The 14,988-nt window shown below is 42.2% G+C and carries 9 protein-coding genes; 3 read left to right on the top strand and 6 right to left on the bottom strand.

Going from position 1 to position 14,988, the window contains the following annotated elements:
- Together GMD6S_RS02765 and GMD6S_RS02760 are read right to left on the bottom strand one after the other, a co-directional pair.
- Nucleotides 1-5,549, bottom strand: a 5,549-nt coding sequence (locus GMD6S_RS02765) for an alpha-L-fucosidase (RefSeq protein WP_001083123.1), incomplete at its 3' end; no start/stop codon positions are given.
- Nucleotides 5,550-5,890: 341 nt separating this feature from the next.
- Entirely contained in the window at nucleotides 5,891-6,367 is a 477-nt protein-coding gene (locus tag GMD6S_RS02760; protein WP_000205052.1) for a glutathione peroxidase, read from the bottom strand.
- 222 nt (nucleotides 6,368-6,589) lie between these two features.
- On the opposite strand from GMD6S_RS02760, the gene GMD6S_RS02755 reads away from it, so the two are divergent.
- Nucleotides 6,590-9,793 carry an LPXTG-anchored hyaluronate lyase gene (locus GMD6S_RS02755; protein WP_001193745.1) on the top strand — a complete coding sequence of 1,068 codons (3,204 nt, stop codon included), beginning with the start codon at nucleotides 6,590-6,592 and terminating at the stop codon, nucleotides 9,791-9,793.
- Between the two features lie 126 nt (nucleotides 9,794-9,919).
- Here GMD6S_RS02755 and GMD6S_RS02750 read toward each other — a convergent pair whose 3' ends face one another.
- From GMD6S_RS02750 to GMD6S_RS02735, 4 genes are read right to left on the bottom strand one after another with little or no spacing between them, the layout of a single operon-like run.
- Nucleotides 9,920-10,549 (bottom strand): bifunctional 4-hydroxy-2-oxoglutarate aldolase/2-dehydro-3-deoxy-phosphogluconate aldolase, encoded by a 630-nt coding sequence (locus GMD6S_RS02750; RefSeq protein ID WP_000167290.1) that lies wholly within the window; start codon nucleotides 10,547-10,549, stop codon nucleotides 9,920-9,922.
- A 9-nt stretch (nucleotides 10,550-10,558) separates the two neighbouring features.
- Entirely contained in the window at nucleotides 10,559-11,560 is a 1,002-nt protein-coding gene (locus tag GMD6S_RS02745) for a sugar kinase (protein ID WP_000161467.1), read from the bottom strand.
- Nucleotides 11,561-11,590: 30 nt separating this feature from the next.
- The gene (locus tag GMD6S_RS02740; RefSeq protein WP_000684780.1) at nucleotides 11,591-12,232 is read right to left on the bottom strand and encodes an RpiB/LacA/LacB family sugar-phosphate isomerase; all 642 of its coding nucleotides are present in this window, start codon (nucleotides 12,230-12,232) and stop codon (nucleotides 11,591-11,593) included.
- Nucleotides 12,233-12,250: 18 nt separating this feature from the next.
- Nucleotides 12,251-13,066: a gluconate 5-dehydrogenase gene (locus GMD6S_RS02735; RefSeq protein WP_000185874.1), complete on the bottom strand. Its 816-nt coding sequence runs from the start codon at nucleotides 13,064-13,066 to the stop codon at nucleotides 12,251-12,253.
- Between the two features lie 271 nt (nucleotides 13,067-13,337).
- Here GMD6S_RS02735 and GMD6S_RS02730 point away from each other — a divergent pair, with 271 nt between their 5' ends.
- Together GMD6S_RS02730 and GMD6S_RS02725 are read left to right on the top strand one after the other, a co-directional pair.
- Nucleotides 13,338-13,772, top strand: a complete 435-nt coding sequence (locus tag GMD6S_RS02730) for a PTS sugar transporter subunit IIA (protein WP_000706823.1) — start codon at nucleotides 13,338-13,340, stop codon at nucleotides 13,770-13,772.
- 11 nt (nucleotides 13,773-13,783) lie between these two features.
- On the top strand, nucleotides 13,784-14,980 hold the full coding sequence (locus tag GMD6S_RS02725) for a glycoside hydrolase family 88 protein (RefSeq protein WP_000592046.1): 1,197 nt from the start codon (nucleotides 13,784-13,786) through the stop codon (nucleotides 14,978-14,980).
- Nucleotides 14,981-14,988: the final 8 nt, after the last annotated feature.

Here is a 14,988-nt window from a genome sequence, read left to right as displayed (position 1 = left end):
TGAGCTGGCTTTTCAGGCTGAGCCGGAGTTTCCGGTTGAGTTGGTTTTTCAGGCTGAGCTGGTTTCTCAGGCTGAACTGGATTTTCAGGCTGAGCCGGTTTCTCAGGTTGAGTCGGATTTTCAGGCTGAACTGGTTTTTCAGGTTCAGCAGGTTTCTCAGGCTGAGCTGCTTCGAGCTTGCTGATTTGTTCGAGAGCAGTTTTTAGCGCTTGATTGACTGCTTCCTGAGTTTTAGCTTCTTGGATTGCAGCAATGGCTTGGTCAGCAATGGCTAACAATTGCTTCTTAGCTTCATTGTTGGATCCAAGTTCAGCGACTTTTTTCTTGATAGCTTTTGTCAAGCTGTCCATAGCCTTATCGTACTCAATTTCCGGTTGTTTTGGTTCAGCTGGTTGTTCAGGCTGGCCAGGTTTCTCAGGTTGAACTGGATTCTCAGGTTGAGTTGGTTTTTCAGGCTCAGCAGGTTTCTCAGGTTGAACTGGAGTTTCTGGTTGAGCTGGCTTTTCCGGTTCAGCAGGTTTCTCAGGCTGAGCCGCTTCGAGTTTGTTGATTTGTTCGAGAGCAGTTTCTAGCGCTTTATTGACTGCTTCCTGAGTTTTGGCTTCTTGGATTGCAGCAATGGCTTGGTCAGCAATTGCTAATAATTTCTTCTTAGCTTCCTTGTTGGATCCAAGCTCAGCGACTTTTTTCTCGATAGCTTTTGCCAAGCTGTCCATAGCCTTATCGTACTCAATTTCCGGTTGTTTTGGTTCAGCTGGTTGCTCAGGCTGGTCAGGTTTCTCAGGTTCTTCTGGCTGTTCCGGTTGCTCTGGACTAGGCTCCTCTTGACCTCTTTGATAGTTCTCATCCTTGGATAGGATATCTTGTAGGGCGCTGACTGTCAACATGACTTCTTGAACATCCACTGCATCAGCACTGAGTTGGTTTCTTAATTTTTCTAGATTTGCTTGGAAAGCTTGGCGTGCAGTAGCCGTATTTTTCAAGCCTGCTGAATCAAAGTTGGACAGATCATCTTTCCATTTTGAGATAGACTGGATGATATCTGCCTTGCTGTAGAGTTCGCTACCTTCGCCACGAGTGATAAATTGGTCTACCTGAATACCGATATTTTGAGACAAATCGTTTCGATCAGGATCTAGTTGAAGGGTGACTGCGTGCAAGTTTTCGTCCAGACCTTTTAAGCTAACCAGAGTTTGATTGCCTTGGCGTTGGGCTGCACGACCGCTAAAGTATTTCTTACCGTCAATAGTTGAAGCATTTCCCATTCCATCTTGGTAAGGAACTTCTTTGCCGTCTAGGAAGACTTTGTAGATACCATGATTTGGATCGATATAGCCTTTGATATCAAGTCCGGTACCGTAGAAGTAGGCTGTGACAGTTGTCTTTTTCTTTTGCTCATCAGTTAAGCGACCAAAGGAAGCCCAAGACTCCGTCTTTTGGTATTTATCTGCGGAATTGGTTTCATGGTGCCAGCCAGGACTGTAATCCAACTGACTAGCTTGGTCATCATAACTTGTTTGGTCCTTGACCAGCAATTCAGCTTTCATCACTTGGATGGTTGCATCTGTAGCGAAACCGAGCAGGGCACCATCAGTGACAGAAGTGAGCTTGGCTTTGAAGTCAAAGACAGAGTCGGCCTGTTCTGTAAAGTCAATCGTTGGGATGGTAACAGTCTTTTCTGTTTCTCCATCTTTAAAGGTCACATCTTGAGTTGTATCTTGGTAAACTTTACCGTGAACCCCAGTTCCAGGTTCTGTGATGAAGCGCACAGTAGCAGTCCCCTTGCTTCCACCAACACGCTTAATCTTAACAGTGACTGGTTTTCCTTTTTCGACTTCGTAGTTAGTAGACTCGAGTTCAAACATTCCCTTGCTATCATTGTTTAGGGTGTAGATCCCTTCTGTAGCAATTGGTTCGCCTGTTTTATTTATAAGGGTAATAGTGTGTTGACCAGGTGCTAAATCGCCTGTCTCAAAGACTTTTTGGCTGCGTTTACGACTAGCATTCTTAGTTTGGACATCGGCAACCTTTTGACCATCAACGTAGACGGACATTTCTCCATGACCTGGGTCGACTGTAGAGACGACATAGGCCTTGGTTCCTGTAAAGGTATAGCTTACTTTGGCATCTTTTTGATTGGTCCACATAGAAGTGCCACGAACACCTTCAGATTCATTGTACCAAGTTGTTCCGGCTGTATCCGCTGTTGTGTTTGAGTGGTATTCAAGTCCAAGAGGGTAGCCATCTGTCTTTTCAATGCTGCTTGGTGTCTTGTAGACAGAGAAGTTGGTCAAGATTGGAGTTGCTTGAGCACCGGTGATGGTTACACGGATTTTTTGTGCCTCTACAGGCTTGCCTTGAACCAAGCGACGGTAACCAACGGTCGAACCTTCGCCGTATGTCACCCAACGTCCGTTGATTTCAACTTCAATCTTGAAACCAGAGATACGTTGACCTTTGGCGATATCTTCCTTGAGTTCAACGACGTCAAAGCGTCTCTTTTGCCCCAAATCGACTGTAAAGCTACCGGTTGTGGCATCATTTGAGAGGGCCCAGCTGGTGTCATCTTTACCGTCTGTGAGGTGGCTTTCTTTGTAGAGGTGGTTTTGACGAGTAGAACTTGCTGTTACAGTTGCGCCTTTGGCAAAGTCAGTCGCATACATTTGATCTAGGGTTGCTTTGAATTCCTTCAAGCGAGCCACATCTGCATCTGCAAATTTTCCTTCTTTATTTGGTGGAATATTGAGAAGGAGTGGGGTTCCACGACCAACAGACTTGAAGTAGATATCCATCAACTCTTTGAGTGATTTCGGCTGTTGGTTGTCATGATAGAACCAGCCCGAACGGATCGAAACGTCAGCTTCCCCTACAGAGTACATATCACCATCTGGGTCACCATGGTTGAGGTATTCGTTTTTCACATCGTCTGTGATGTTGGCCCGTTTAACTTTATGCCAGACAGGGTCACCTGCGATACCCCGTTCATTTCCGATCCAGCGAACGCTTGTCGGTTGAGCAGAGAAGATGGCGATATCTCCTTCGGCTTCTTTGATGTATTTGAACCATTCATCGAAGGTATAGGTTACTTTTTGGGCACCGCTACCACGTGCACCGTCCATCCAAACCTCGATAAATTTCCCTTTGTTACCGTATTTCGGATTACCAAGGATTTCTTTCAGCTGGTTGAGATAGTATTGGTTGTATTCTTTTTCGGTTGCAACATGGTATTTTGGATGATTAGCATCCCATGGTGACAAGTAAACACCCATATTCATGTCATACTTGCTAGCGGACTTGGAAACTTCTTCGAGAAGGTCACCCTTACCATCTTTCCATGGGCTAGCAGCTACGGTATGGTTGGTGTATTTAGATGGGTAAGCAACGAATCCGTCGTGGTGTTTAACAACCATAATAGTTCGTTTGAAGCCCGTTTCCTTCAGAGTACGAATCCACTGGTCAGTATCCAAGTTGGTTGGATTGAAGTACCGGGGGTCTTCTTTCCCATTTCCCCATTCAGAATTGGTATAAGTGTTCATTCCATAGTGGATGAAGGCTGCCAATTCTTCCTTGTGGTAATCGAGTTGAGCCTTGCTTGGAAGAGGTCCATGATTGCCAATCTCGGTTTCTTTATCTTCTGGATGAGCGACTGGTGGAGTCGGTGTCGTTGGATTGGCTGTATCAGCGACTGGCTCGTATTCAAAGACGACCTCATTCACACCTTTATGCTGGATCCTTGCTTCCAGGCTGGTTTTGACTGGACGGTAGCCAGCAATGTCTTTTGCATGGAAGGTGTTGACAAAGGAAACGTCATACTCTTGACCTTCATTGTTATCAACTGTCGCTTCCGCTAGTTCAGTAGTGGTTCCTTTTTGACGGTAGTAAACTTTGAAGGAGCCTTTGTTGACTTTATAGACCACCTTGATGACACGTGTACCGGCAGGCGCTTTGCTGACAACATTGTAATCTTCAGTCCAAGTATCTTTTAGCTGTTTATTAACTGCTACGCCATCAATGGATACAATTTCGTATTTGTCTTTATTCTTCTGATAGAAGTCCGTCTTCTCAATTTCTTTTTTGAAATTATAGTCAAATGGCGAATCAACAGCTGTCTGTTCGATAAAGGTGTCATTATCTTTGACAGGATTTCCTTCTTCGTCTTCGTGTTGAATAACCACACGACCGTATTCAACTCCCTTGGTCAAGGTAGCAATCCCATCTTGGTTGAAGGAATATTCGTTGCTTCCGATAACAGCTGTTTCGTTCCGAAGCATACGTCCTTCATCGGTAAAGTAGTAACGATTTCCGTTATCACCTTGGTACCAGCCTTTCACACCATACTTGGCAATCATGTCCTTCACCCATTTCAGTTGTTCAGGTGAAAGGACGAGTCCGCCACCAAAGCGATCCTTTTCAGCCACACCATTGTCAACGGTTCCGTGTTGGTGAACCCCCAGAACTTTTCCTTGGCTATCGACAATCCCGCCACCAGACAAACCAGATACAGAAGTGGTTTTGTAGGTAATACCGGTTGTTCCCTTATCATCATAGGACTCAACAGATCGGATGGTCCCATCTGCCTTGTAAAGCTGACCAGCTAGGATAGGTTGTTTCAGTTCTTTGGAGCTCGAGTCAGTTGGGTAGCCAATCGTACTGATGGCTTCTCCCGGCTGATGTGTCTTGTGCTCCGCTAAAGGCGCAAAGGTTGCTGCTTTGTTTGGACTAGCAATCGGAAGAGGAATAGGAGCTTCTACAAGAGCAAGGTCATTCTTATAGCCTTTTCCAAACTCTTTCTTGTTCCAGAAATGTATGTCTTTTTCTCTGAATAAAACCGTAGTCCCAGAAGATGGCAGTGAGTTTTTCTTTTCGCTGTTTGAACCAACGTTATAGTAAAACTGGGCAGATTTTCCACCACGAATGTGACCTTCGCTAGTTTCTTTATTGGCTTCTAGGAAGTTATGAGCAACGGTAAGGATCAGGTTAGGTGCTACAAAGATACCTGAGCCTGAAACGAGGTAGCGTTGTTCCCCTGCGTTGTAAGTGCTGTAAACCATAGTAGCAGCAGTAGCAGGTTGTCCCTCGTAGTTGATGTGTTTGAGGTCTTGTCCACCGTTAATGATGGCACGATTTCCGTTCTCAGCTTCTTTTGGAGCTTCTTCCTTGTCCTTTAGAATGCTCTTAGTTTCTACTTTTGGACTAGCTTTTTGGTCAACGATAGTAGTCGTATCGAGTTCTTTGACAGGTGTGTCGGGATAGGCACGGTCCTGAATGTCTTCAGGGAGCAAGTCAGCACTGTTGGTATCGGCAACAGGTGTTTCTTGTTTTTCAGCTTCTACACGGCCTTCTTCTTTGACTGGTTCAACCTTGGTCTTTTCTATATCTGCGACTTGTTTCATTTGCTGATCTAAATTGGATGTTGTGGCAGGAGACGTTTCGTCTGCACGCACGGTTCCAGAAGCAAAAAATGCCAGTCCGACGATAACAGACGCCACACCTACAGTCAACTTCCGAATGCTAAATGTTTGCCCTTTTTCAAAAAGGTATCGATTCATAATATACTCCTAGTTTTTAGAAAGGCAGTCAGCTACTGCCCAAGCCCAAGTCTGACTTGGTTACAACTTGATTTAATGAAAAAACTCTCTGATAATTTGTAAGCCACCTTACCTCCTGTTTATAAAGCGCTTTCATTTTAAGATAAAAAAATTTAAAAGGTCATTTCTCCCTTAAAATGACTGAAAACTTTTAATATAACAAATATACTAAATTAATGAAAGAATTGCAATAGCAAAAAGCAAAAAAATAAATATAAATTAAAGAAAATCAGTTACTTTTTAAAGAAAAAACGCACCCTTCAGGGATCAAACTAAATGAAAGGATACGTTTTAAAAAGAAATTAGAGTATTTTTTGGAGAGACTCTTGGATGGTTTGGGGGTCTGTTTTGGAAGAGAAGCGCTCAAGGACTTGCCCATCTCGGCCAATGAGAAACTTAGCAAAATTCCATTCGATTCGTTTTCCTAGCGGGCCAGACTTCTGGTCTTTTAGCCAAACATAAAGAGGATCTGCCTCCTTGCCGTTGACTTTGATCTTGGCAAAGCGAGGGAAAGTGGTCTGGTAGTGTAGACTGCAGAAGCTATTGATTTCCTCTGCGCTGCCGGGTGCTTGTCCCATGAACTGATTGCAAGGGAAATCTAGGATTTCAAAGCCCTGATCTTGATAGCGTTCATAGAGTTCTTGAAGTCCCTGGTACTGGGGCGTTAAACCACATCCTGTAGCAGTGTTGACAATCAAGAGAACCTTGCCACGATAGCTCTCCAGGGGAGTTGCTTGGTTGTTTTGGTTCAGAGCGGAAAAATCATATACACTGGTCATGAGGGCCTCTTTTCTTTTTCTACATTGTAACAGTTTTTACCCTTTTCGTCGAGTTGGATGGGAGATATTGTTGAAGAATAAGCCCTCAATATGATAGAAACCGTTTACAAATAACTTTAAAAATGATATGATTTAATTAAACCGGTTTACTCAGTTGCTATAAATCTCTAATTTGAGATTTAGTTCCTATTGATTTTACAATATGTTTATTGGAGTGTACACATGCAAACAAAAACAAAGAAGCTCATTGTGAGTTTGTCTTCACTTGTTTTATCGGGATTTTTATTAAACCATTATATGACAGTTGGAGCGGAAGAAACGACTACGAATACCATTCAGCAAAGCCAGAAGGAAGTTCAGTATCAGCAAAGGGATACCAAAAATTTAGTTGAAAATGGTGATTTTAGTCAGACGGAGAACGGAAGCAGTCCTTGGACAGGAAGCAAAGCTAAGGGGTGGTCAGCTTGGGTAGACCAGAAGAATAGTTCTTCAGGTGCCTCAACTCGAGTCATTGAAGCCAAGGATGGGGCTGTCACTATCTCAAGTTCTGAGAAACTAAGGGCAGTAGTTCACCGTATAGTCCCTATTGAAGCTAAGAAAAAGTATAAACTGCGTTTCAAGATTAAAACAGATAATAAAGTGGGGATTGCTAAGGTTCGCATCATTGAGGAAAGTGGTAAGGACAAGCAATTGTGGAATTCTGCAACAATGTCGGGAACAAAGGACTGGCAGACTATTGAAGCAGACTATAGCCCGACTTTAGATGTTGATAAAATCAAGCTGGAGTTATTCTATGAAACGGGAACAGGGACTGTTTCCTTTAAGGATATTGAGCTGGTAGAGGTAGCAGACCAGCCTTCTGAGGATTCTCAAACAGATAAACAGCTTGAGGAAAAGATTGATTTACCAATTGGGAAAAAACATGTCTTTGCTCTTGCGGACTATACTTATAAGGTAGAAAATCCTGACGTTGCTTCAGTCAAAAATGGAATTTTAGAACCTCTTAAGGAAGGGACAACCAATGTCATTATCAGTAAAGATGGCAAGGAAGTGAAAAAGATTCCTTTGAAGATTCTAGCCTCTGTTAAGGATGCATACACAGACCGTTTGGATGACTGGAATGGCATCATCGCTGGGAATCAATACTATGATTCTAAAAATGAACAGATGGCCAAGTTAAACCAGGAGCTGGAAGGAAAGGTAGCTGATAGCCTATCCAGTATTTCAAGTCAGGCGGACCGCACCTATTTGTGGGAAAAATTTTCAAATTATAAAACGTCTGCGAATCTGACTGCCACTTATCGGAAATTAGAGGAGATGGCCAAGCAAGTGACCAATCCTTCTTCTCGTTATTATCAAGATGAAACCGTCATTCGAACAGTTAGGGATTCCATGGAATGGATGAATAAACATGTCTACAATAGTGAAAAGAGCATTGTTGGGAACTGGTGGGATTATGAAATCGGTACACCTCGTGCCATCAACAATACCTTGTCTCTGATGAAAGAATACTTCTCAGATGAGGAAATAAAAAAATATACAGATGTGATTGAAAAATTTGTGCCAGATCCCGAACATTTCCGAAAGACGACTGATAACCCATTTAAGGCCCTAGGTGGAAACTTAGTGGATATGGGAAGGGTAAAAGTAATAGCTGGTTTACTGCGCAAGGATGACCAAGAAATTTCTTCTACCATTCGTTCGATTGAGCAAGTGTTTAAGTTGGTAGACCAAGGCGAAGGTTTTTATCAGGATGGATCTTATATCGACCACACCAATGTTGCCTATACGGGTGCTTATGGAAATGTCTTGATTGATGGCCTGTCTCAACTGTTGCCAGTTATTCAAAAGACCAAGAGCCCAATCGATAAAGATAAAATGCAAACCATGTACCACTGGATTGATAAATCGTTTGCTCCTTTGCTAGTGAATGGAGAGCTGATGGATATGAGTCGTGGCCGCTCTATCAGTCGTGCAAATAGCGAGGGGCATGTGGCCGCAGTAGAAGTACTAAGAGGGATTCACCGGATAGCGGATATGTCTGAAGGAGAAACCAAACAACGGTTGCAGAGTCTTGTGAAGACCATTGTTCAATCAGATAGTTATTATGATGTCTTTAAGAATTTGAAGACTTATAAGGATATCAGTTTGATGCAATCCTTGTTAAGCGATGCTGGAGTCGCAAGTACTCCAAGAACAAGTTACCTATCTGCCTTTAACAAGATGGATAAAACAGCTATGTACAATGCAGAGAAAGGGTTTGGATTTGGCTTATCACTCTTTTCCAGTCGTACCTTGAATTACGAACACATGAACAAGGAAAACAAACGTGGTTGGTATACAAGTGATGGGATGTTCTATCTCTATAATGGTGATTTGAGTCACTATAGCGATGGCTACTGGCCAACAGTTAATCCCTATAAGATGCCTGGTACGACAGAGACGGATGCTAAGAGATTGGATAGTGATACAGGTAAAGTTCTACCGTCTGCTTTCGTTGGAACGAGCAAACTAGATGAGGCCAATGCGACAGCAACCATGGATTTCACTAACTGGAATCAAACATTGACTGCTCATAAGAGCTGGTTTATGCTGAAGGATAAGATTGCCTTTTTAGGAAGCAATATCCAGAACACTTCAACAGATACTGCTGCAACTACAATTGACCAGAGAAAACTGGAATCAAGTGATCCATATAAAGTCTATGTCAATGATAAAGAAGCCTCCCTCCCAGAACAAGAAAAGGATTATCCTGAAACCCAAAGTGTCTTTTTAGAATCGTCCAATTCGAAAAAGAATATTGGTTACTTTTTCTTTAAGAAGAGTTCAATCAGTATGAGTAAGGCTGTCCAAAAGGGATCTTGGAAGGATATCAATGAAGGACAGTCAGACAAGGAAGTCGAAAATGAATTTCTTACGATTAGTCAGGCTCATAAGCAAAATGGAGATTCTTATGGCTATATGCTCATCCCTAACGTGGATCGTGCCACCTTCAATCAAATGGTAAAAGAGTTAGAAAGTAGCCTCATCGATAACAATGAGACCCTTCAGTCTGTTTATGATGCCAAACAAGGAGTTTGGGGCATTGTGAAATATGATGATTCTGTCTCTACTATTTCCAACCAATTCCAAGTCTTGAAACGTGGAGTCTATACTATTCGAAAAGAAGGGGATGACTATAAGGTTGCCTACTACAATCCTGAAACCCAGGAATCAGCGCCAGATCAGGAAGTCTTTAAAAAGTTAGAACAAGCAGCTCAGCCACAAACTCAGGATTCAAAAGAAAAGGAAAAATCAGAAGAAGAAAAGAACCATTCGGATCAAAAGAATCTCCCTCATACAGGAGAAGGTCAGTCAATCTTGGCAAGTCTAGGGCTCTTGCTACTTGGGGCGGTTTATCTGTTCCGCAGAGGAAAGAACAACTGATTTGTTCATCATCTAGATGAATCACATGAAACTGTGGAAAATAGAAAAAATCCGAAGAAGGTCAAACATCTTCGGATTTTTCTTTTAAAAAAGGATAAGTTAACACTTATCCTTTTTCACTTCATTTTATCTGAGTGTAACATACTGTTGGGCAATCTCGCTGATGCGGTCAAAGTCGCCTTGGGAAGCGAGTTTATTGAGTTCGCCACCAATTCCAACGGCGTCTGCACCAGCAGCGAACCATTGAGGAATGTTATTTAGGCCGACTCCTCCGGTTACCATTACGGAAACTTGTGGGATTGGCGCCTTGACTGCAGAGATATATGATGGACTGAGAGCACTACCTGGGAAGAGTTTGATGATTTCACTACCGGCTTCAAGTGCAGTCGTTATCTCTGTGAGGGTAATACAGCCTGGAATGTACGGTGTGCTGTAAAGATTGCACATTTTTGCAGTTTCAGCATGGAAAGATGGAGAAACAACGTAATTTGCTCCGGCTAGAATGGCATCTCTAGCAGTTACGGCATCAAGCACAGTACCTGCACCGATACAAACACTCTGATCGTCCTGATACAAGTCTACAAGTTCCTTGATGATTTGCCCTGCATACTGATTGGTATAGGCAATTTCAATAGCTTTGATACCGCCCTTGATACAAGCAATCGAGGCTTGTAGTCCTTCTTCCTTTGTATTTCCTCGAATGACAGCGACAATTTTTTGTTTTTTTAGTTCAATAATCGTATCTGATTTGGTCATGTAATTCTCCTAACGAATGATATCTTGTGCATTTTCCAGTAATTTTTCAATACTAGCTGCGGGAGTGGAGAGATGGTCTCCTGGAAGAGTACATTTGAGAGTTGCGCTGGCAACTGCAAAGTCAATGCTAGTTTTTAGGGAGGAATGATGGAGTAGTTGGTAAAGGGCACCAGAGATAAAGGCATCCCCGCTACCAACTCGTTGATAGACTGCAGTTTTTAGTTGGACAGACTCTTCAAATCGTTCTCCCAGAGCATAGGCTTGATAGACATTTTTGTCTTGCTCATCACTAGAGCGGAGGGTATGGAAAATGGCCTTGAAACCATAGGTTTTTTTTAAAAGTTGCATGCGATTTTCCACCTCTTTTAGGCTAGCTCTGTCTCTTGGGAACATCTCTAGATTTTGGTCATCAATCATGAGAGGATCAATACCAAAGCAATAATCAGCGAAACGAGCAAACTTAGAAAATTCATACTTGGCTTCTAGGACTGAAATCATCTTTGTTCTCAGATTGAGATCCATTGAAACGATAATCCCTCGGCGCTTGGCTTCTTCCAAGAGTAGGAGAAGGAGCGTACGAACCTCTTGACCGATAGCTACGGTGATTCCACTAAAATGAAAATGGCTAATCCCCTGAAAGAGAGAATCCATATCTAGCATGTTTGGCCGAATCTGGCTGATACTCGTATGCTTACGATCGTAGAAAACTTCACTTTGACGACAACCAAAGCCGTTCTCCAAATAGTAGAGGCCGATTCGATCGCCAAGCCGATAGATTGAACTGGTATCGATTTGGTGCTGTTTCAAGAATGTAATAAAACGATCTCCAATCTCGTTGGCAGGGAGTGCGGTAAAGACTTTCGTTGAGATACCCAGGGCTTGCAAATTACAAGCGATATTAATTTCTGATCCGCCAAAATAAGTCGAACTGGCAACATGATCGCCGATACTGGTGGCATCTAATGGTGAGATTCGAATTAATGGTTCGCCAAACAGTAAGATTTTCGTCATCCATTAGTTCCTTTCTGGTTTAGAATAGCTTTACTTGGCTAATACTTCTTTCAAATAAGCAGCGACTTCATCATCTTGGCAGTTTTCAAAGAAGTATTCTTGGAAGTATTTGCCAGAGATGGTGTCTTTGAGGAAGTCTTGGTCGATTGTTTTAAGGATGGTTATCAAATCATTGTGGGTGATTTGTTTCACCTCGTTTAAGATACGAGCGTTGCGTTGTTCAGGGATTACACGTTCTCTTGGGTAGCCACCGCCCATTTCTTCAGCAAATAAGCGTTCAAACATCAATTTGAGGGTCAGTTCTGCCCCCCAGCCAAATCCTTTGGCATAAGGGATAGACAAGGCGTTACCACCATTGATTTGAGAATAAAGGTAAGCGTCAGTTGGGTCCACTGCTAGACCACAGACAACACCAGGGAAGCTGTTTAAAGCAAGCATAGCCCCTACACCTGTACCACAGCCGGTAACAACAAAGTCAACTGCCTTTGTATTTAAAAGGATGGCAGCCATTAGGCCGTTTTGTACGTATGTTAATGGATTTTCACCTTCTTCTCCACGCATACCATAGTTAAATAATTGGTAGCCTTTTTTATCTGTTGCTTCTTTCAGACTATCGTAAATAATGTGATTCTTGCTAGCTTGACTATTTTCATTGATTAATGCGATTTTCATAAGATCTTCTTTCTATTTTTACTCAGGTTGTTTTCCGATGTAGGCTAAGATACCGCCATCTACATATAGGATGTGGCCATTGACAAAATTGCTGGCATCACTAGCGAGAAAGACAGCAGGGCCCATCAAATCTTCAGGATTTCCCCAACGTGCAGCAGGTGTTTTTGCAATGATGAACTGGTCAAATGGGTGGCGAGAACCATCTTCTTGCAACTCACGAAGAGGTGCTGTTTGAGGAGTGGCAATATAACCCGGTCCAATTCCGTTACATTGGATATTGGCTCCACCGTATTCGGATGCAATGTTGCGGGTCAACATTTTCAAGCCCCCTTTAGCGGCAGCATAAGCGCTAACTGTTTCACGTCCCAGTTCGCTCATCATCGAACAAATATTGATAATCTTTCCATGCCCTTTCTTTATCATAGAAGGAATAACTGCCTTTGAAACGATAAATGGTGCGTTTAAGTCAATATCGATGACCTTACGGAAATCAGCGGCGCTCATTTCGCACATTGGAACGCGGCGGATAATACCAGCGTTATTAACGAGGATGTCAATGACACCAACCTCTTGTTCGATTTGCTTGACCATGGCTTGGATACCGTCCTCGTCTGTCACGTCACAGACATATCCATGGGCTTCGATGCCAACTTCACGATAAGCTTCAATCCCTTTATTGACTAGGTCTTGATTGATATCGTTAAAGACAATAGTAGCGCCGGCTTCAGCGTAGGATTTGGCAATAGCAAATCCAATTCCATAAGAAGCGCCGGTGATGAGAGCAATTTTCCCTTTTAAAGAAAACTGCTCAATTGAGAATGATGTATTTGTCATTTGATACTTCCTTTCAAATTTGTTAAGACTTCTCTATAACCAAATTATATTCTAGTAAACCGGTTTTGTCAATAATTAAATATTTTTATTTCTAAAAATCTTTGTTTTCCTAAAAAAACGGAAGATTTTGAAATTTCTGTCTATTGTAATGGTTAAATAAACAATGAAAGCGCTAATATTTTTTTAAAAAAACTATTGACAAGATAAAAATAAAGGGTTACAATGGAAAATGTAAAGTAAACCGGTAAACTCAAACAAGGAAGGAGAAAAGATGAAAATTGTACTTGTAGGGCATGGACATTTTGCCACAGGGATTTATAGTTCTTTACAATTGATTGCAGGCAATCAAGAAAATGTGGAGGCGATTGACTTTGTGGAAGGAATGTCAGCAGATGAACTCAAGCAAAAAATCTTACTTGCAATTTCAAATGAAGAAGAAGTTTTAATCCTAAGTGACCTCTTGGGAGGATCGCCATTCAAGGTTTCTTCTACTATAATGGGAGAAAATCCAGCCAAAACAATGAATGTTCTCTCGGGTTTGAACTTAGCCATGTTAATGGAAGCAGTCTTTGCTAGAATGGCTCATAGCTTTGATGAGGTTGTTAATAAATCAGTAGCGGCGGCCCAGGGCGGAGTCGTAAATGGTAAAGAATTGTTTTCAACTGATGTAGAGGCAGAGGAAGAAGATTTCGAATCAGGTATTTAAAGGATTAAAGAATGATAAAAAAGATTACGATTGAAGAAATAAAATCGCCTGAGCGCTTCTTAGAAGTACCACTTCTGACGAAAGAAGAAGTCGGTCAGGCAATTGAAAAGGTTATTAGGCAGTTAGAACTCAACCTTGACTATTTCAAGGAAGATTTCCCCACACCAGCTACCTTTGATAATGTCTATCCAATTATGGATAACACAGAATGGACCAATGGTTTCTGGACGGGAGAACTGTGGTTGGCTTATGAATACAGTCAACAGGATGCATTTAAAAACATGGCACATAAAAATGTTCTTTCTTTTCTGGAGCGTGTCAATAAGAGAGTAGAGTTGGATCACCATGATCTCGGTTTCTTGTACACACCGTCTTGTATGGCTGAATATAAGATAAATGGAGATGGAGATGGAGAGGCTAGAGAAGCAGCCTTGAAAGCTGCAAATAAGTTGATTGAACGCTATCAAGAAAAAGGTGGCTTCATTCAGGCTTGGGGAGACTTGGGCAAAAAAGAACATTACCGTTTGATTATCGACTGCTTGCTCAATATTCAACTCTTGTTCTTTGCTTATCAAGAAACAGGCAATCAAAAATACTACGATATTGCAGAAAGTCATTTCTATGCTTCAGCTAATAATGTAATCCGTGATGACGCTTCGTCCTTCCACACCTTCTATTTTGATCCTGAGACAGGTCAACCCCTTAAAGGTGTAACGAGACAAGGGTATAGTGATGATTCATGCTGGGCACGTGGTCAATCATGGGGAGTCTATGGTATTCCTTTGACTTATCGTTATCTGAAAGACGAGTCCTGCTTTGACTTGTTTAAGGGTGTAACCAATTATTTCTTGAATCGTCTGCCAAAAGATCATGTTTCTTATTGGGATTTGATTTTTAATGATGGTAGTGATCAATCACGAGATTCTTCAGCAACAGCTATCGCCGTCTGTGGGATTCATGAAATGTTAAAACATCTCCCAGAGGTGGATGCTGACAAAGATATTTATAAACATGCTATGCATGCCATGCTTCGTTCCTTGATCGAACATTATGCAAATGATCAATTTACCCCTGGTGGGACAAGTCTCCTCCACGGTGTGTACTCATGGCATTCAGGTAAAGGAGTGGATGAAGGCAATATCTGGGGTGACTACTATTACCTAGAAGCGCTTATCCGTTTCTACAAAGACTGGAACCTATATTGGTAGGAGGAGAA

This window comes from Streptococcus sp. GMD6S, from assembly GCF_000297015.1.
This window is presented reverse-complemented; position numbering and strand designations above follow the sequence as displayed.